The sequence below is a fragment of the Polaribacter sp. Hel1_33_78 genome (genome assembly GCF_900106075.1).
Classification (GTDB): Bacteria; Bacteroidota; Bacteroidia; order Flavobacteriales; family Flavobacteriaceae; genus Polaribacter.
In genome coordinates this window covers 280,941-299,659 of sequence record NZ_LT629794.1, presented here as the reverse complement: position 1 = coordinate 299,659, position 18,719 = coordinate 280,941, and the positions used below count along the sequence as shown (strand labels likewise).

The following is an 18,719-nucleotide window of genomic DNA, read 5'->3' as shown; positions in this document are numbered from 1 at the left end:
GTTTAAATTAATAAAAAATCCCGCAAAAGCAGGATTTAAAATTTTATGATTGAATATCGAGTTTTAAACTTAATTCCTTTAGTTGATCATCATCTATAAATGCTGGCGCATCGATCATTACATCTCTTCCTGAATTATTTTTTGGGAAGGCAATAAAATCACGAATCGTTTCTTGTCCTCCTAAAATAGCAACCAATCTGTCTAAACCAAAAGCCAAACCTCCATGAGGTGGTGCACCATATTCAAATGCATCCATTAAGAAGCCAAATTGTGCTTTGGCATCTTCTTCAGAAAAACCTAAATGCTTCAACATTGTTGCTTGCATTTGTTTATCATGTATTCTAATAGAACCTCCCCCAATTTCATTCCCGTTTAAAACCAAATCATACGCATTTGCTTTAACAGCTCCTGGATCTGTATCTAACAATTCCAGTTGCCCAGGTTTTGGTGACGTAAATGGATGGTGCATTGCATGGTAATGACCCGTTTCTTCATCTAATTCTAACAAAGGAAAATCTATAACCCAAAGTGGCGCAAATACTTTTGGATCTCTCAATCCTAAACGTTCTGCTAATTCCATTCTTAACGCAGATAATTGTGCTCTTACTTTATTTGTTTCTCCAGATAAAACACATATTAAATCTCCAGGTTTTGCCCCTGTAATTACTGCCCATTTAGCCAAGTCTACTTGGTCGTAAAACTTATCTACAGAAGATTTAAATGTTCCATCTTCGTTTAAACGACAATAAATCATTCCTAAAGCACCAACTTGTGGCCTTTTAACCCATTTTATAATATTGTCTATTTCTTTTCTAGTATAGGTATTTCCTCCCGGCACTGCAAAACCAACAACTAATTCTGCACTGTTAAAAACACCAAAATCTTTATGTTGTGTAACTTCATTTAACTCTCCAAATTTCATTCCAAAACGAATATCTGGTTTGTCATTTCCATACAATTTCATTGCATCATCATAGAGCATTCTTGGAAATTCTGCGACCTCAACTCCATTAATTTCTTTTAACAAATGACGTGTTAGTCCTTCAAAAACAGCTAAAATATCTTCTTGTTCTACAAACGCCATTTCACAGTCAATCTGTGTAAATTCTGGCTGTCTGTCTGCTCGCAAATCTTCATCTCTAAAGCATTTTACAATTTGAAAATATTTATCCATTCCGCCAACCATTAATAATTGTTTGAATGTTTGAGGACTTTGCGGTAATGCGTAAAACTGACCTTCATTCATACGAGAAGGAACTACAAAATCTCTTGCTCCCTCTGGAGTAGACTTAATTAAATAAGGCGTTTCAACTTCAATAAATTCTTGATCAGACAAGTATTTTCGAACTTCCATCGAAACTTTATGACGAAATATTAAACTGTCTTTTACCGGATTTCTCCTAATATCTAAATACCTGTATTTCATCCTGATGTCTTCACCTCCATCCGTTTTATCTTCAATTGTAAAAGGCGGCGTAATAGATGCATTTAAAATCTCTAGCTTAGAAACCAATACTTCAATATCTCCTGAAGACATTTTAGAATTCTTAGATTCTCTTTCGATTACAGTTCCTGTAATTTGAATCACAAATTCTCTACCTAAAGATTTTGCTTTTTCCATCATGTCTTTTGGAGTGCGCTCTTCATCAAAAATTAATTGCGTAATTCCATACCTGTCTCGTAAATCGACCCAAACCATAAACCCTTTATCACGCGATTTCTGGACCCAACCCGCCAAGGTTACTTTTGTATTGATATGCGATGCTCTTAACTCGCCACAAGAATGACTTCTATACATTTCTTTTCTTTTAATGAACCACAAAACTAAACATTTTCTATTAAATATGCCTTTTTTGGGCGTTCATTTCTAAAGAGAAATACCCCGCTTTTCGCACTCGCTTTTTTTAAACAAAAAAGAGCTCAAACAATTGCTGCAATCGGTAACGCAGAATCCATTCAATTCTTTGTAAATTTGCTTTATGAGTGTCATCAATATACAAGAGAAGTTCAAGCTATTTTCTGACCATTGGTCACCAAAAAAAGTAGGTGAATTAAATGGGCAACAAATATTATTAGCAAAATTAAAAGGTGAGTTTTTGTTTCATAAACACGATAATGAAGATGAATGTTTTATGGTGATAAAAGGTTCTTTAGACATTGAACTAAGAGACAAAACAATTTCTTTAAGCGAAGGCGAATTTTACATTGTTCCAAAAGGAGTTGAACACAAACCAATTGCAAAAGAAGAAGTTCATATTGTTCTGTTTGAACCTCTTTCTATTAAACATACGGGAGATATTGTTGCAGATATCACTGTTGAAACTTACGAAAGCATTTAATTATGAGTAAACTATATTTAGTTCCTACGCCAATAGGTAATTTAGAAGACATAACCTTTAGAGCAATTCGTGTCTTAAAAGAAGTCGATTTTATTTTAGCAGAAGATACTCGAACCAGTGGAAAACTTTTAAAACATTTTGAGATTGATACACAAATGCACAGTCATCATATGCATAATGAGCACAAATCTATCATTGGAATTATCAACCGGATAAAAAACGGAGAAACCTGTGCTTTAATCTCTGATGCTGGAACACCTGCCATTTCAGATCCTGGATTTTTACTCACAAGAGCATGTGTAGAAAATAATATAGAAGTAGACTGTTTGCCAGGTGCGACTGCTTTTGTGCCAGCCTTGGTAAATTCTGGCTTACCAAATGACAAGTTTGTTTTTGAAGGTTTTTTGCCCGTTAAGAAAGGAAGACAAACTCGGTTTTTATTATTAGCGGAAGAAAAAAGAACTATGATTTTTTATGAATCTCCCCATAAACTAGTAAAAACCTTAGCACATTTTGTAGAATATTTTGGTGCTGACAGACAGGTCTCTGTTTCTAGAGAACTTACAAAAATGTTTGAAGAAACAATTAGAGGAACCGCCACTGAAGTTTTAGCACATTATTCAAATAAACCACCAAAAGGAGAGATTGTTATAATTGTTGATGGCAAAAAATAATTTATTTTTCTAGTTATAATTCTTTGAATTAATTTCTTTTTTTCTAAACCGAAGAATAAAAATTTATAACAAAAAAAAGGAGATTGTTTTTAATTATCTCCTTTTTCTGTTCAAAAAATATTATAATCAATTATTTACCGCCTAAAAATTTAGGCTTTATGACTAACATTGCCCAAGCCCAATTTTGAGATCCTGCAGCTGCGGATTCAGTAATTCCTTTTAACTCATACATTCCCTCGTTTGCAAACATTTGAGAATATCCAAGTAGCAAAGCATACCCTTTAAATTTCTTCTTGTATACCAAATCTATTTCTGTTCCTAATGATTTTTCTCCACTAGCTAAGGCTTGTTCTCCTCTAAAGTTTAATGCTTTCACCATTAAACTAGAAGATTTATTTAAAGTAAAGTTTGCGCTTACATGAAAATCTACTAAACCAATAGAATTTGCATGGTTGCCCACATAAAAATAATCCATAAATCCATTAAACTTATGATTTGTCCCATATAATGGAAAGAATGCCCCTGTTTCTCCTGCATCACCCTCATTACCACTAATAATTTCTAGACCCACTCCTAAATTAACTTTTGGCGTTGCTTTGTAACTAAAGTCTAATCCTAATAAATAAGCCCCTTTTACATCTAATGCTCCTTGACGTTGTCCAGTCTGTAAATAGGCATTTGCGGCGAATCCAAAGCTTCCGTTTTTATAATTTAAATGCGTTCCTAATGTCTGTAAGTTACTTACGCCATCTGCATTATTGTCTGCGTCAAATTCTTGAAATCCATTATTCATTAACAATAAACTACTAGAAAATTTATCCCAACTCTTCTTCATATATAACATTTGCATAGTTTTATATGAGAAAAAACCTTTGGTATTGTAGCCTGTTCCTGCAGAAACAAAACCCGTTGGATGCGAATAATCTTGGTTAAAGGCCAATGCTACATCTAACATAAAATTGTCCTTTTTATATTTCAGTAAAGCGGCATCATGATTACGTCCTTGCTGTGCCCAATCTAAGCCTCCTAAAATTCTTTGATCGTCGTAAGAAAGAACTTGACGCCCTATTTTTGTTGATGTATTTTCTCCTAACTTAATTTCAGCCCAAGCTTGAAAAACCGCAAAAGAATTGTTCTGATCGTAAGGTAAAATCTGTCTATTTTCTCCCCAAACCATGATATCTTGCAAACTAACATATACCCAATAATTGTCAGTCATATAACTAGTATTTAGTCTTACTCTAGTAGAAATTCCAAAACCAGCCTCAGCAGCATCTGGAATTAAACTTCCAAATCCATGACGATATTCTGTTCTTGGTCTAAACTCGCCATCTAATGTAAATTGTGCTTTTGCAAATTGGAAGCATAAAAGCATTAATCCTAAAATTACGTATTGTTTCTTCATTATTTTCTTATTTTAATTTAATAGTATTTCGTTTTTAATTACTTAAAATTGACCTTTCAAAGGTAAGACCAGTTCCACACCTATATTATGATAAATCTCATAATAAAACTGACAAATAAATCTAGTGCTCTAAAAAATCTATTAAGTGCTTTCTATATGTATAATAATCGTCGTGTTCTAAAACTGATTTTCTAGTTCTTGGTCTTTCAAAATTGATGTCTAGAATATCACCAATTTTTGCTTTGGGACCGCTTGTCATCATCACAACTCTGTCTGCTAAAAAAATAGCTTCATCAACATCGTGCGTAATCATAACAGCAGTAATTTTCTCTTTATTCCATATCTCAATTAAGATATCTTGCAATTCTCCTCTCGTTAAAGAATCTAACATTCCAAAAGGCTCATCTAATAAAAGTACTTTTGGTTTAATCGCAAATGCTCTTGCAATACCCACCCTTTGTTGCATTCCTTGAGATAATTCGCTTGCTTTTTTATGAAAAGAATCTTCTAAACCTACTTTTTGTAAATAGTATTTCGCAATATCATTTCGTTGCGCTTTTGTTCCGTGAGGAAACACTTTATTTACACCCAACAATACATTTTGTAATGAGGTCATCCAAGGCATTAAACTAGGTGATTGAAAAATAACACCCCTATCTGGTCCTGGTCCGCGTATATGTTTTCCTAATACAGAAATATTTCCTCCTGAAATTGGGTTTAACCCTGCAATCATTGAGAGCATTGTTGTTTTACCGCAACCTGAATGACCAATTATAGTCACGAATTCTTCTTTTTTTATCTGAAGATTTAAATCCTCTAAAACTACATAATCACCTTTCGGAGTAGGATACACTTTTTTTAGATTTTTTAAATCCAGCATAACTTCATTCGAATGAAACAGTCTATTATTAGTAATGATTTTAGCTTTTTTTTGTTCTAATATAGTGCTCATATCATTCCATATTTAAACTGATTAACAAAATCTTTCGGACGCAAATCTGGCAATATAAATTCTTCCTTAGCTTCAGATTTTCTCTCATTCCCAATATCCATCAAATACTCAATAATAGCATTTCTTGTTTTCTTAAAATTAGGATTATCGTTCATTTCCGTTTTATCTCTTGGACGATCTAAATCAATTTTAAATTCTGGTCCTAAAGTTGCTCTTGGACCTGGGCGAAGAGGAATAATTCTATCCGCCATATAAATTCCTTCATCTACATCATTGGTAATTAATAGCGCTGTTCTTTTGTCTTTACCCCAAATATTTAAGATTTCATCTTGTAAATTCCCGCGAGTTAAAGCATCTAAAGCTCCTAAAGGTTCATCCATAATTATCATCTCTGGTTTCATTGCCAAAGCTCTTGCAACGGCAACCCTTTGACGCATTCCTCCAGATAATTCTTTTGGTCTTTTATGCATAGCTGGTGTTAAACTCACCATTTCTACATAGTCAGAAACAATCGTTTTTAACTCCAATTTAGATTTCTGTGGAAAAGCTTCTTTTACAGCCATAAAGACATTTTGTTCAACTGTTAACCAAGGCAGTAAGGAATAATTTTGAAAGATAACTCCCCGTTCATGACTTGCACCAATCACGGACTCTCCTTTAAATAAAACTTCACCACTTGTAGGCGCTAACAAACCATTTATTAGGTTTACTAAAGTTGTTTTTCCACTTCCGGTAAAACCAACAATAGCGACAAATTCTCCCTCTTCTATTTTCAAGTTTATGTTAGATAATATTTCTGTTTCCCTATCCCCTTGACCATAGGTTTTGTAAATATTATTTAATTCTAAATATGCCATTTTATAATATTTAATTATTGAATCTTTTTATATTGAATTTTTTTATTTTACAATTTAATCTTTATAGAATTACACATTTATATTGCATTTGTTTTATCAAAAGAAACCCAATTTTGTATCGTTAACATTAATCTATCTAATAAAAAACCTATAATACCAATTACAAACATGGCAACAATAATTTTTGCGTTAGAATCATTTGCTCCATTTTGAAATTCCTCCCATACAAACAACCCCAAACCAGGACTCTGTGCCAAAAGTTCAATCGCAATTAAAACCATCCAAGCCACTGATAATGTAATTTTTAATCCTGTAAAAATTAATGGCAAGGAAGAGGGTAATACTACTTTAAAAATTTTCTGAAAAGTGCCTAATTTCAAAACTTTTGCAACGTTTATATAATCTTTATCTACAGAAGAAACGCCCATTGCTGTATTGACCAAAGTAGCCCACATAGAGCATAAACCAACACTTATAAATGAGATTGTAAATGAACTGTCTTCATTAGAATCAATCAACAATGTTTTTACAATCATAAAAACTAACAAATACCAAACAACTGGTGATACTGGTTTAAAAATTTGAATAAACCAGTTAAATGAACTTTTTAATGTTGGACTCAATCCTATAAAAATTCCTAAGGGAACAGCGATTAATAACGCCAATAAAAAACCAGCAAATACTGTTTGTAAACTTCTAAAAATTTGATCTACAAAAGAAGGCCTTCCCGTATAGGTAATTGCATTTTTACCTTCAGCGACTCTTTTGGCATTTAAAACTGTTGTCTTTTCTATAAAAGCAGCTTTATCTGCAGTAATAATATTATGATCTCTTAACAAAGATTGAAACGATTTCCAAACTTGAACAGGAGACGGCAATGTATTTGGTTCACAACTAGATTCACCGGAAGCAATGCAAACTTTTAAAGCATCTGCTGCAACTTGACCTTGATCTGCCAAAGCCTTTTCTATTTTAAATTCTGCCTCAATATTGTATAAAGACTTTGCTCCTAAATGCCACAAACCAATAAATAATAAAATGGAAGCAAGTGGCACTATAGTCTTGCGTAAAAAGTTTTTAAATTCTTCTTTTTCTAGTTTTCCTATAAACAGATCTTTTAATGTTGTAAAAAAACCTAATCCTATAAAATTAGAAACCTTCCCTAGTGTTAAACTTGCTTTCATAATATTATTTTCTGGGGTATTGTTATTTTTTGTCTTTATTTCCTATTTTGAAACTATTGATGTATCCTAAAGGATCTTTTGCATCGTAAATTGTTCCGTCAATAAAATCTGCTGTTGCTGGCTTATAACCATCGGTCATAGGAATATCTGTAGCAGGTATGTTTCCTTCAGCTACTAAAAGAGCTGCTGCTTTTTTCCAGATATCTGGTCTGTAAATATCTTTAATTGTACTTGCATACCAATCTGCAGTTTTTGCATCAGGTATCTGTCCCCATCTTCTCATTTGTGTTAAAAACCAAATTCCATCAGAATAAAAAGGATATGTTGCATTGTATTTATAGAATACATTAAAGTCTGGCATATCACGTTTATCTCCTTTCTCAAACTCAAAAGTACCTGTCATAGAATTTGCTAAAACTGCTTCTGGCGCACCAACATATTGTGACATTGATAAGATTTTTACCGCTTCTTTTCTGTTTGTTGGTTCATCTAACCACTTACCAGCTCTAATTAAAGCTTTAGTAACTGCAATTGCTGTATTTGGATTTTCATCAATAAATTTCTGAGTCATTACAAATACTTTCTCTGGGTTGTTTTTCCAGATATCATAATTTGTCACAACCGGAACTCCAATCCCTTTAAAAACAGCTTGTTGATTCCAAGGTTCACCAACACAATATCCATGAATGGTACCTGCTTCTAACGTTGCTGGCATTTGTGGCGGAGGGGTTACAGATAATAAAACCTCAGCATCAATTTGTCCTTGTACATTTTCTTTTGTGTACATTCCAGGATTGATTCCTGCTGCTGCTAACCAATATCTAATTTCATAATTATGAGTTGATACAGGAAAAACCATCCCCATTTTAAATGCTTTTCCAGAATTTTTATACTCAGTAATAACTGGTTTTAAAGCTTCTGCTTTTATTGGATGAACTGGCTTACCATCTTTATCTTTTGGCACATGAGATTTCATTTTAGACCAAACATCATTAGAAACTGTAATTGCATTTCCATTTAAATCCATAGAAAAAGTAGTAACTAATTTTGCTTGACGACCAAAACCTGCTCCTGCAGCAATTGGCTGACCTGCTAACATATGCGAACCATCTAATTGACCATCAATAACACGGTCTAAAATATTTTTCCAGTTAGATTGTGCTTCAACAGAAACAAACAACCCTTCGTCTTCGAAAAAACTTTTTTCTTTAGCAATTGCCAAAGGAGCCATATCTGTTAATTTGATAAAACCAAAAGTTAATTGTGGTTTTTCAATTTCTAATGTTTTTGTTTTTGATGTTTTTGCTTCAACAGCTGCTGTTGTCTTTTTAGTTTCTTTACCTCCACAAGCAAATAGTAACATTGCTGCAGGTAAAATGTAAGTTGATTTTTTAAATAGAGATTTCATTTTTAGTAAGTTTTTATTAATCTAAGTATTAATACTTATTTTTTGACAAATATATACCCAGACATAGTTTTAACTTATGGGATTAACCATAAACAAACCTCTTTTTAAAACATATTAAAAACTATTAAAAAACATATTTATATATTAAGTTTTTGATATACAAATATTTAAAATAAAATAAAACTACTTATATTTTATACTTAGTTATTTTTTTAGATTATTTCTACGCGCAAAAAAACCTTTCTAATTAATAAATACTGAAAGGTCTTTTTGTAAACTTATTTTGGGCTCTCGTTTTCACGGAAATAACAAGAATATATTATTTATGAATCTAAATAGTAGTTATGTTCACTAATTTCGTTCTTTAAAGCTTGAAGGTTATTAATGCCAATTTTTTTTCCTTTTGCCGTAATAAGATCTTCTTTTTTAAGTACAGAAAATATTCTGATAACCTGCTCTTCCGTAGTTCCTGCATAATCTGCATATTCTTTTCTACTAAGAGGTAAGTTTAAAAAAACACCTAAATTACCAAACTTTCTGTTGATGTATAATAAGGTGTCGATAACACGTTCGCGAACCGTCATTTGAGAAATAGACTTTACTTTAGATTCGCTTTTGTTTAGTTCATTGGCATAAAAAAGCATCATATCATAAGAAAATTTAGGATTTTCTAACAGAGTTTCTTGTAAATAATCTTTAGAGAAATAACATAATATTGCATCTTGTAAAGCAATAGCTCCTATAGAATAATATTCTTCTGTACCAAAACCTCTGTGCCCAATAATTTCTCCTTCTTTAGCAAAACGCACAATCTGTTCTCTACCATTAATACCTGTTCTAAAAACCTTTACAGTTCCTTTAATAATAAAAAACAATCCATTTACAGAAGCTCCTTCCATAATAAATTGCTGCCCTTTCTTACATTTTAAGGTTTTCTTATTTTTAACAAAAGCTGAATTGGAAAGATAATTTAAATTTTTATTTATCAGACAATTAGCATTAACACAAGAAGCGCAAGAGAAGTCTGTAACCACTTTTCTTGTATTATTTGACACTATATTTTGATGTAACATCAATTCTTATTCTTTTGTAATTAAAGTTATTTTTTTTTGTTTATTTTACTAATACTATTTTCTTAAAATAGTTTTTAGAAGCTTCACATAGAGAACACTCATAAGATACTGGCAATTCAGAAAACATAGTTTTTGGTGGTATATTCTGAGTAATATCTCCAAAACTGTCATCATAAATTGTTAAGCAATCTTGACATTGATAGACTTCTAATTTTGTAGTTTTTTTCTTTACTTTAATTACTATTTCTTCTTCTTTTTCATTTCCTAACTGATCAAAATAAAGTTGACTTAACTCCATTAATAAACCTGGTAATTCTACCTTATCTACATCTTGTACATGTAAGATATAATCTCTCGTATTTGGATCAAAATTTTTTGCATACAACAAATTATAGGTATCTCTTGTTTTAAAATTACCAATCATTTCTGGTTGTTTATTTTTTTCAACAACAATAGATGTAAAATAATAAAAAGACTTGCTGTAATCTGTAATTCCAAAGGTTAAACCATATGTACTAATATCATTTTGATCGAAATTAGAAACCAAATATTTCTTAAGATTTAACGCATCTTTATTAGAAACTGGCAAATGCCAGTTTAATTCTAACATTGAGTGCCTAACATTAATACCTCTTTTACCTAAAAATTTCTCCCATATTAATTTAGATTCTTTCGGTATTCCTTTTACTACAAATGATTTCCATGGAGTTATAGAAATTTTACCAATCTTATTTTCTGAACATAATTCGCACATTTCCTTTAAAAAAGAGATGTCATATTTGTTATTTCTCCAATACAAACCCAACCAATATTTATCCATTCCAATTTTATTCATTCCTTCAAAATATGGAAAAGGGTAAAAAGGCACTTCTAAAGGTTTATCTACGGTTCTATTATTGGTATCAACTGCATCACTTACCAACTCAAAAATAGTTTCTATAGTTTCTGGTTCTTCCTGAAGAATATCTTCAATTGCAGCTTCAATTTTATCTAAATCCCAACTATAAATTAATGCAGGATACATTTTTGTTTTTTTCCAATCTGGAAGTCTCACATACAAATACCAATAATCTTCGTGTTCTGAAGCAATAAAATTAATATGTCCTGTAAACAATGGAACTAAACGTTGTTTTGGATCTGTAATATTGATTTTCAATTTTGATTTAGAACGAAATTGCTCTAAAATATACAAGTATCTATCTCCTGTTAACCAAGAAGTACTTGGAAAAATATCTGCACAAACATAAGAGGAAACAATATTTTCTACACCAGTTTCATCAATTTCTACAATTTTTAGTTTATCAAATTGAGTAAGATCATCTCGTTGTACTTTTTTAGGCAATAAAATATCTTGTCTAGATCCAAAAGAAATCGTTTTTAACCCTAAACTTTCGACAGAATCGCAAATATATTTTAGTTCTCCAGGAGATAAAACGCCTCCTTTTATGATTAATCTATTTAACTGTTTGCTCATACTCCTACTTTTGCATTATTCAAAATTTCTCTAACTTCAGTTTTGCAACTTCCACACCCTAAACCGGCACCAGTTTTGTTACATAATTCTGTAAAATTTGTGCATCCTTTTGCTATTTCTTCTTGAATGTTCCCTGAACCAACTTGACTGCATGAACAAATTAATTCTCCTAACATTGGGGTATTATTTGATGTACCTCTTAATAACGTGTTTCGCTTATCAGACATTTCGATTTTGCTTTCAATCATTGTTTTGAATTCTGCAAATTCGTTTTTATCCCCCATTAAAACTGCACCAATTAACAAGTCATCTTTTACAATACACTTCTTATAATAGCGTTTAGAAATATCAGTAAAAATGATTTCTTCGTAACTAGAATCATTTTCTGGAACAATAATTTCACCAATACTACAGAGGTTTAAATCATTAAATTTCAAAATATTCATCAACACAGAACCTTTATAAGACTCACTAATATCACCTGCAATAAAATTGGCTAAAACACCTGCTTGTTCTTCCGCTGCTGAAGTAATTCCGAATAATTTATTATTGAATTCTGCTATTTCTCCAATAGCAAAAATGTCTGGATGTGAAGATTGTAAGTGTTGGTTCACCCTAACACCTCTTCCGCAAATAATTCCGTTATCTTTTGCAATTTCTATGTTTGGTCTTGAACCAATTGCATAGACAATTGCATTGGCAGTTATGTATTTTCCACTTTTTAGATTAATGGTTAATTCACCTGTATCTTCATCATCAAAAACAGTGCTAACTTCGTTGTCAAAATAAATTTGAATACCTCTTTCCTGCACGTCTAAAGACAATAGTTTACTTGATGTTTTATCTAATTGACGCTCCATTAGTCTAGAAGCCCTTTGCACAATTGTAATTTTTACATTTTTGTGCTTCATAGCTGCTGCCAGTTCTAAACCCAATAAACCTCCACCAACAATAACAACATGCTGTTCTTCTGGCGGCAGACCTGTGTTCTCCAAATATTTTTTAAAACTATCTGCATCTGTTTTATTTCGCATGGTAAATCTACCAGGTAAATCAATCTGTACATCTTTTGGTATAAAAGCGCGACTTCCTGTTGCCAAAATCAGCTTATCAAATTTATGTGTTACACCATTAGAATCTGTAACTATTTTGTTGTCTTTATCAATCTTATCAATAAAAGTTTCTGGATGAATTTTAATCTCTAAATTGCTTAATTCCGCGATTTTAATCTTTAATAACTGTTCCCAAGAAAGCTCTTCTGTAATATATTCTGGTAATAAAACTCGATTGTAAAACAAGTTCGTTTCTTTAGAAAAAACATGGATTTCATCCACGTCATTATAATCTCTATAATTTTGTAAAAACCGAAAAGCTGCTGCTCCTGCGCCGGCAATCACAATTTTTTCTTTTGCCTTTTTGTATTTAGAAACAGAAACAGATGTAAATTTAAAATCGGGTTCTTTAGAAACCGGATCAACAAGCGTATTTGTTAAATTATTAGCCCTATTTAAATTACTTTGTAACACTTTTCCCCAGTGCATTGGCAAGAAAACAACACCTTCTTTAATGGCATCTGTAATTTTAGCACGAACCCTAACTACACCATTTGAACTTTTTATTTCTGTAATATCGCCATCTGAAATCTTATTTAAATAAGCATCAACCGGATTTATTTCTAAAACAGGTTTTGGATAATGTGTTTTTAATCTAGAAACTTTTCCTGTTTTAGTCATGGTATGCCATTGATCTCTAACACGACCTGTTGTTAAAATCAATGGAAATTCGTCATTTGTTTTTACTGAAGTATTTTCTATGGTTGATGGAATATTGAAAATTGCTTTTTGTGATGCAGTATAAAAGTTCTTATCTTCAAAAAGACGCGGGGTTCCTTTATGGCGATATTCATTTACTGGCCATTGAAAAGTTCCTTCTGTTTTTAAGCGATCATAATTCAAAAAAGAAACATCAATATTTGTTCCTTTTGTCATAGAGGCATACTCGTCGTAAATTTCTGAAGCACTATTATAATTAAAGCCTCTAAACCCCATTCTTTGTGCAAAATCACAAAAAATTTCTACATCTGGTCTTGCTTCTCCCGGAGCATCTATTTCTTTTGGTAAATAAGAAATTCTACGTTCAGAATTTGTCATTGTCCCTTCTTTCTCTAACCAAGCAGCTGCTGGCAAAACCAAATCTGCATATTGTAAAGTATCTGATTTATGAGATATTTCTTGCACCACAACAAACTTAGAATTTGCCATTGCTTTTTCTATCTGATGCGAATTTGGCATACTCACTAAAGGATTTGTACAAGCAATCCAAACTGCTTTTAATTTTCCGCTTTCTAAAGCATCAAACATTTCTGTAGCTGTTAAACCTGGTTTTGGTGAAATTTTATCCACTCCCCAAAATTGTGCAACTTCCCTCCTATGTTCTTCGTTTTGTAAATCTTTATGTACCGCTAATAAGTTCGCCATACCACCAACTTCGCGGCCACCCATTGCATTTGGCTGACCTGTTAAAGAGAAAGGCCCTGAACCAGGTTTACCAACTTGACCTGTAATTAAAGATAAATTTAAAAGTGATGTATTTTTATCTGTACCAATAACACTTTGATTTAAACCCATAGCCCACATGCTAATGAATCCTTTAGAAAGACCTATTATTTCTGCTGCTTTTTTAATGTTATCTTGAGAAACGCCACAGATTTTAGAGGCTTGCTTTAAGCTTGTTTCAAAAATAATTTTCTTGTAAGCATCAAAACCTTCTGTATAATTATTTATAAAATCTTCATTAATTAAACCACTTTTATACAAATATCTACCAATGGCATTGTATAAAATAACATCTGTACCTGGCGTTAGTTGCAAGTGTAAATCTGCAAAATTTGCAGAATCTGTTTTACGAGGATCAATTACAATTATTTTCACATTTGGGTTTTGCTCTTTGTGTTTTTCAATCCTTCTAAATAAAATTGGATGACACCAAGCGGGGTTTGCTCCTGTAATTAAAAAAGTGTCTGCTAATTCAATATCTGCGTAAGAAATTGGCACGCTATCTTCTCCAAAAGTTTTTTTATAACCAACCACAGCAGAACTCATGCACAAACGTGAGTTGGTATCTATATTATTGGTTCCTAAAAAGCCTTTTGTCAACTTATTTGCGATGTAATATTCTTCTGTTAAACTTTGGCCTGAAACATAAAAAGCAACAGAATCTGGACCATGTTTTTTTATAATAGACTTAAAAACACTAGCTGCTCTATCTAAAGCAGTATCCCAACTTACACGCTCACGAGGATGTGAACGACTCCATCTCATCTCTGGATATAAAACCCTGTCTGAAGTATCATTAGCAACATAATGCAAGTTCATCCCTTTAGAACATAACATTCCTTTATTTACTGGATGCTCTTTATCGCCTTCAACAAAAACCTTGTTGTTAATGTCTTTTTTTATGATAATTCCACAACCAACTCCGCAATAAGAACAAGTTGTTTTAATTTCCTTTTTTTTAATCATTGAAACCAAGGTTTTATACTAAATACGACATTAAAATTTTACTAACCAAAGTTTGAATTCATTATTCAGAATACGCTAAAAAAAAGTGTTAAGAATTTTTATATCGGCAAAATAAACATTGCAAATTGATGTATTAGCAATTTCAAAATTAAGTATAAATACTTAATTTTTTAATTAAAAAATACGTATTTATAAATTATTACTACATTAATAATTACGTAATAGTGATATTAAGGATTTGGTAAAATTGACGTTAAAAAATAACCAAAATAAAAAACAAGAAGAAATAAAATTCTTATATTAATTGATATTCTTTTGATTTACTATTTAATTCCATTAAGTTTTTGGCCTCTAATTTCTTCATCAAATTAAAACGATGCACTTCTGCAGTGCGTTTGCTGATTTGCAGTTCTTCAGCAATGTCTTTATTATTTTTTAGTTCTAAAACTAAAATCAATATTTGTTTCTCTCTTTTAGTTAATTTAAAAGGAAGCTCTTTTATTTCTTTTTGTGTCGCCGCAGTTTTACTAATATTGCCGTTTACAAAGTTGTTCATTATAATTGAAGAAACATCACCTGTAAAATACTTACCACCAGAAGCCACTTTATTTAATGCTTTCAAAAACTCTTCTTTACTTGCTCCTTTTAACAAATAACCATCTGCGCCCGCTTGAATAGATCTTACAACATACTCTTCTGAATCGTGCATAGAAAGAACTAGTGTTTTTACATCTTTATGATGTTTATTAATTTCAGCGACTACTTCAATTCCGTTTATTTCTGGCATGCGAATATCAACAATAAGTATGTGAGGTTTATTTTTTGAGACCACTTCTAAAGCTTCTTTTCCATTAGAAGCTTCATCTATAACGTTGATTCCTGTTTGATCTTCTAGAAGAGCTTTGATTCCATCTCTTACCAGAACATGGTCGTCTGCTAAAATTACATTAATCATAATTATAAAAACTAAAGTTATACGTACAAAAGTACCATTTTTTATGTAAAACTACGTATTTGTTAAATGGGTATATTTAAAGTAACTCTTGTCCCTTTTCCTAATTCAGAATTCAAAAATAATCTTCCATCAATATATTTAATTCGTTCTTTCATAAAGGTCATTCCCATTCCTCCATCTCCATTATTTACCTTCTTTACTTCAGAGGGCACAAATCCTTTGCCATCATCATCAATTACAAGGCTTAGTAAACTTTTACTGTGAGAAAGTGAAACTACAATATGAGAAGAATCAGCATATTTAATAGCGTTATTAATTGCTTCTTGGGTAATTCTATAAATATTAATTTCAGTTAAAGAATCTAATCGATTATTAAAATCGGTTTTATTAAAAAACAAAATTTCTTTTCCTGTTAACTTTCCTAATTCTTTCGCCAATTTTGCAATCGCAGGCACAATTCCATGATCGGATAATTCTGGTGGAGTTAAATTAAAAGTTGCAGTTCTTACTCCTTTAATAATATTGGTAGTTAACTCTTTTAAATGTTGAATTTTAATAGCTGTACGCTCAATATCATTAATATTAATACTTTCTAAATTGTATTTTAATCCTGTAAGCATTTGCCCAATACCATCATGAACATCTTTGGCAATTCTATTTTGTTCTTTTTCTTGATTCTCAATAATCTTACTAGAAATGATTTTTTGCTGACTCATCTTCTCTTCAAAACTCACTGTAGTTAATCTTTCAATTTCTAACTGTGCAGCTTTTCTTTTAGTAATTTCTGATGCTATTATTAACAATTCTGATTTATCTTCTGTTAGGCGATAAGGAATGATAGACATTTCTAACCAAATATCTAGACCTTCTTTCGTGGTTGATTTTACTTCACCCTGCCAACCTGTTTTTTTATGTTGACTAATTAAATCTTCAATGAATGCCTGTTCATTTTCATTACTGGTTAAAACATTCCAAAACAATACTTCTTTTTTAAATTTAGAAAGTTTAAATAAGCGAGAAAACTTTTTTCCCATATGAATTAAATTCCCTTTTGATGAAATTCTAGCAAACAACAAAGTTTCATCCATTGCATGACTTAAAGCACGTAATTCCTTAATTGATTTTTCTTTAGAAATACTTAATTTATCTGCATCAAAAGCCATTTTTTTAGCTTTCTTTTCTGCTGATAATAAATCTGATAATGTTGCCTTAACTGATTTGGCTGTGGGCCAAAAAATGAATAAAAATTCACCCAAAAGAATTAACAAAGTCAAAACCATTAGCGAAAATTCTAACTTTCTTAACCAAACTACTTTTTCATCAGCTTCTAAATCATATTGATTCACAATTTTATCCATAATGAATAAAAATTCACCTTCATTATTAATGATTTTCTTAATATCTAAAGCTAGCTCATCAATAGATGTTAAAGGGTTTATTTCTAAATTTTTAACAATAGATTTTGATGCTTTCTGAATAGTGTCAAAAACAGGATTAATTGCTTCAAATTGCTGTTTTATTTTAACGCTGTTTTTTTTAGGAAGTCCTAAACTATCATTCCCTTTTTGCAGAGAAGTATGAGATAAATTCCAAAAAACAAGGGTCTCTTTGATATCTTTTTTAAGAAGATTTCTCTTATTTTCATCAAATGAAACAGTAAGAGAAACAATTTCTTTTGTTAATTTTTGACTCAGCATTCTTTGTCTTCCAGCAATATTTATAACTGTAGAGTCACTTTTTTGCGTGTCTAAATGATTACGAACTAAAATCTGACTAATAATTACAGAGAGTGCGATTGTGCTTAAAGCAATAATATATAAACGACTTAATTTATCAAACGTTTTTTTGTCTAATGAATTGCCGTTTTTTGTCATGTGTGTATGTGTGTTTAAGAAATCGCTTGTTTCACTAAAGCTAAACCTTTTTCAGAAAAAGTAAGTTTTAAAGCAGCTTCATGACCTTTTGCAGACATTTTAATCCAAGTTTTTTTTAGAATATCTATTACTTTTTCATCAGTATGTTTAGCTGCAAATTCATCAAAATAATAATCTAAAAAAACCAAACAAATAGTGTCTTCTAAAGTTTGAGATTCTTCATTTTTCTTAATCAATTTTTTAAGGATAATTTTCTGAACTCTATCTACAAACTTTTCATCATAATCAACTTGTTGCAAAATTTCACCAGTAATATCAGCATGTAATTTTTTTAGTGTTTCACGCCATTTAAAATAGCCAACTCTATCCATTGGATATTCATTTCTTTGAATTTTCCAACGACAAATGTGCTGCGCACGTGCTGCAATTTGAAGCGGTTTTGATGCATTAGGCTCAAACATTAACAATTTTCTTGTCATTCTTTGAGAATACAATAATTCTTTAGGATATTCTAATCCTGCAACTTGATAAGTATTCTCATCTTCAGCGTTTTTTTTATCTATTAATGCAATTGCAGTTTCAAATCTTGTAGGCCTCATTTTTTGAATTTAATCTAAAAAGCCAATATACACATTTCCATCTTTAATCTTTACAGGGTAGATGGCAATTTTTAAATCTTCACCGGCTAAATTTGATCCATCTTCTAAAGAAAAATTCTTTTTATGCATTGGGCAAGCTACTTTTGGAATCCCCGCCTTATCACCAATCATACCTAAAGATAAAACCATTTCCATTTTATGCGGACATAAATTTTGAGTGGCATACCACTTACCTGTTCTTGTAAAATTATATACTGCAATTTGCTTGGTGTTATGTTTTACACAAGCACCACTATCTTCTGGAAAGTCTGTCGTTTTACCAACCTTAAACCATTCACTTACATTTGATTCTGAAACTGTTTTATATTTTTCTAATACTTCTTGCATATTGTTATTGTTTGTTA

At 31.4% G+C, this 18,719-nt stretch carries 15 protein-coding genes; 2 read left to right on the top strand and 13 right to left on the bottom strand.

What is annotated here, in order from left to right:
• Nucleotides 1–43: 43 nt before the first annotated feature.
• A complete protein-coding gene (aspS, locus tag BLT88_RS01450; protein WP_091952528.1) occupies nucleotides 44–1,798 on the bottom strand; it encodes an aspartate--tRNA ligase in 1,755 nt (584 codons plus the stop codon).
• A gap of 181 nt (nucleotides 1,799–1,979) precedes the next feature.
• Between aspS and BLT88_RS01445 the strand changes: the two genes are divergently transcribed.
• Entirely contained in the window at nucleotides 1,980–2,339 is a 360-nt protein-coding gene (locus BLT88_RS01445; protein WP_036784224.1) for a cupin domain-containing protein, read from the top strand.
• A gap of 2 nt (nucleotides 2,340–2,341) precedes the next feature.
• Entirely contained in the window at nucleotides 2,342–3,013 is a 672-nt protein-coding gene (gene rsmI / locus BLT88_RS01440; protein ID WP_091952527.1) for a 16S rRNA (cytidine(1402)-2'-O)-methyltransferase, read from the top strand.
• 130 nt (nucleotides 3,014–3,143) lie between these two features.
• Here the strand turns inward: rsmI and BLT88_RS01435 are convergent, their stop codons facing one another.
• The 12 genes from BLT88_RS01435 to nirD form a co-directional block, all read right to left on the bottom strand.
• Nucleotides 3,144–4,418 carry an alginate export family protein gene (locus BLT88_RS01435; RefSeq protein WP_091952525.1) on the bottom strand — a complete coding sequence of 425 codons (1,275 nt, stop codon included), beginning with the start codon at nucleotides 4,416–4,418 and terminating at the stop codon, nucleotides 3,144–3,146.
• Nucleotides 4,419–4,539: 121 nt separating this feature from the next.
• Nucleotides 4,540–5,370 carry an ABC transporter ATP-binding protein gene (locus BLT88_RS01430; RefSeq protein ID WP_036784233.1) on the bottom strand — a complete coding sequence of 277 codons (831 nt, stop codon included), beginning with the start codon at nucleotides 5,368–5,370 and terminating at the stop codon, nucleotides 4,540–4,542.
• The gene (locus BLT88_RS01425; protein WP_091952523.1) at nucleotides 5,367–6,227 is read right to left on the bottom strand and encodes an ABC transporter ATP-binding protein; all 861 of its coding nucleotides are present in this window, start codon (nucleotides 6,225–6,227) and stop codon (nucleotides 5,367–5,369) included. Before BLT88_RS01425 ends, BLT88_RS01430 begins: the two co-directional genes overlap by 4 nt.
• Nucleotides 6,228–6,304: 77 nt before the next feature.
• A complete protein-coding gene (locus BLT88_RS01420) occupies nucleotides 6,305–7,411 on the bottom strand; it encodes an ABC transporter permease (RefSeq protein ID WP_091952521.1) in 1,107 nt (368 codons plus the stop codon).
• 22 nt (nucleotides 7,412–7,433) lie between these two features.
• Nucleotides 7,434–8,819, bottom strand: coding sequence for a CmpA/NrtA family ABC transporter substrate-binding protein (locus BLT88_RS01415; protein WP_091952519.1), 1,386 nt, complete (start codon nucleotides 8,817–8,819; stop codon nucleotides 7,434–7,436).
• 323 nt (nucleotides 8,820–9,142) lie between these two features.
• On the bottom strand, nucleotides 9,143–9,874 hold the full coding sequence (locus BLT88_RS01410; RefSeq protein WP_231960044.1) for a Crp/Fnr family transcriptional regulator: 732 nt from the start codon (nucleotides 9,872–9,874) through the stop codon (nucleotides 9,143–9,145).
• 58 nt (nucleotides 9,875–9,932) lie between these two features.
• Entirely contained in the window at nucleotides 9,933–11,366 is a 1,434-nt protein-coding gene (locus BLT88_RS01405) for a rubredoxin (RefSeq protein WP_036784244.1), read from the bottom strand.
• Nucleotides 11,363–14,887 carry a nitrate reductase gene (locus tag BLT88_RS01400; RefSeq protein WP_231960043.1) on the bottom strand — a complete coding sequence of 1,175 codons (3,525 nt, stop codon included), beginning with the start codon at nucleotides 14,885–14,887 and terminating at the stop codon, nucleotides 11,363–11,365. Before BLT88_RS01400 ends, BLT88_RS01405 begins: the two co-directional genes overlap by 4 nt.
• Nucleotides 14,888–15,182: 295 nt before the next feature.
• The gene (locus tag BLT88_RS01395) at nucleotides 15,183–15,842 is read right to left on the bottom strand and encodes a response regulator transcription factor (RefSeq protein WP_091952516.1); all 660 of its coding nucleotides are present in this window, start codon (nucleotides 15,840–15,842) and stop codon (nucleotides 15,183–15,185) included.
• Nucleotides 15,843–15,904: 62 nt separating this feature from the next.
• Nucleotides 15,905–17,716, bottom strand: a complete 1,812-nt coding sequence (locus BLT88_RS01390; RefSeq protein ID WP_091952514.1) for a type IV pili methyl-accepting chemotaxis transducer N-terminal domain-containing protein — start codon at nucleotides 17,714–17,716, stop codon at nucleotides 15,905–15,907.
• 14 nt (nucleotides 17,717–17,730) lie between these two features.
• Complete coding sequence (locus tag BLT88_RS01385; protein WP_036784256.1) at nucleotides 17,731–18,315, bottom strand: DUF4202 domain-containing protein; 585 nt, start codon at nucleotides 18,313–18,315, stop codon at nucleotides 17,731–17,733.
• A 9-nt stretch (nucleotides 18,316–18,324) separates the two neighbouring features.
• Complete coding sequence (gene nirD / locus BLT88_RS01380; protein WP_036784259.1) at nucleotides 18,325–18,702, bottom strand: nitrite reductase small subunit NirD; 378 nt, start codon at nucleotides 18,700–18,702, stop codon at nucleotides 18,325–18,327.
• Nucleotides 18,703–18,719: the final 17 nt, after the last annotated feature.

Excerpts from the sequence above, each read along its gene's own strand:
- aspS (WP_091952528.1), bottom strand. The coding sequence starts at position 1,798 with ATGTATAGAAGTCATTCTTGTGGCGAGTTAAGAGCATCGCATATCAAT.
- BLT88_RS01445 (WP_036784224.1), top strand. The coding sequence starts at position 1,980 with ATGAGTGTCATCAATATACAAGAGAAGTTCAAGCTATTTTCTGACCAT.
- rsmI (WP_091952527.1), top strand. The coding sequence starts at position 2,342 with ATGAGTAAACTATATTTAGTTCCTACGCCAATAGGTAATTTAGAAGAC.
- BLT88_RS01435 (WP_091952525.1), bottom strand. The coding sequence starts at position 4,418 with ATGAAGAAACAATACGTAATTTTAGGATTAATGCTTTTATGCTTCCAA.
- BLT88_RS01430 (WP_036784233.1), bottom strand. The coding sequence starts at position 5,370 with ATGAGCACTATATTAGAACAAAAAAAAGCTAAAATCATTACTAATAAT.
- BLT88_RS01425 (WP_091952523.1), bottom strand. The coding sequence starts at position 6,227 with ATGGCATATTTAGAATTAAATAATATTTACAAAACCTATGGTCAAGGG.
- BLT88_RS01420 (WP_091952521.1), bottom strand. The coding sequence starts at position 7,411 with ATGAAAGCAAGTTTAACACTAGGGAAGGTTTCTAATTTTATAGGATTA.
- BLT88_RS01415 (WP_091952519.1), bottom strand. The coding sequence starts at position 8,819 with ATGAAATCTCTATTTAAAAAATCAACTTACATTTTACCTGCAGCAATG.
- BLT88_RS01405 (WP_036784244.1), bottom strand. The coding sequence starts at position 11,366 with ATGAGCAAACAGTTAAATAGATTAATCATAAAAGGAGGCGTTTTATCT.
- BLT88_RS01400 (WP_231960043.1), bottom strand. The coding sequence starts at position 14,887 with ATGATTAAAAAAAAGGAAATTAAAACAACTTGTTCTTATTGCGGAGTT.
- BLT88_RS01395 (WP_091952516.1), bottom strand. The coding sequence starts at position 15,842 with ATGATTAATGTAATTTTAGCAGACGACCATGTTCTGGTAAGAGATGGA.
- BLT88_RS01390 (WP_091952514.1), bottom strand. The coding sequence starts at position 17,716 with ATGACAAAAAACGGCAATTCATTAGACAAAAAAACGTTTGATAAATTA.
- BLT88_RS01385 (WP_036784256.1), bottom strand. The coding sequence starts at position 18,315 with ATGAGGCCTACAAGATTTGAAACTGCAATTGCATTAATAGATAAAAAA.
- nirD (WP_036784259.1), bottom strand. The coding sequence starts at position 18,702 with ATGCAAGAAGTATTAGAAAAATATAAAACAGTTTCAGAATCAAATGTA.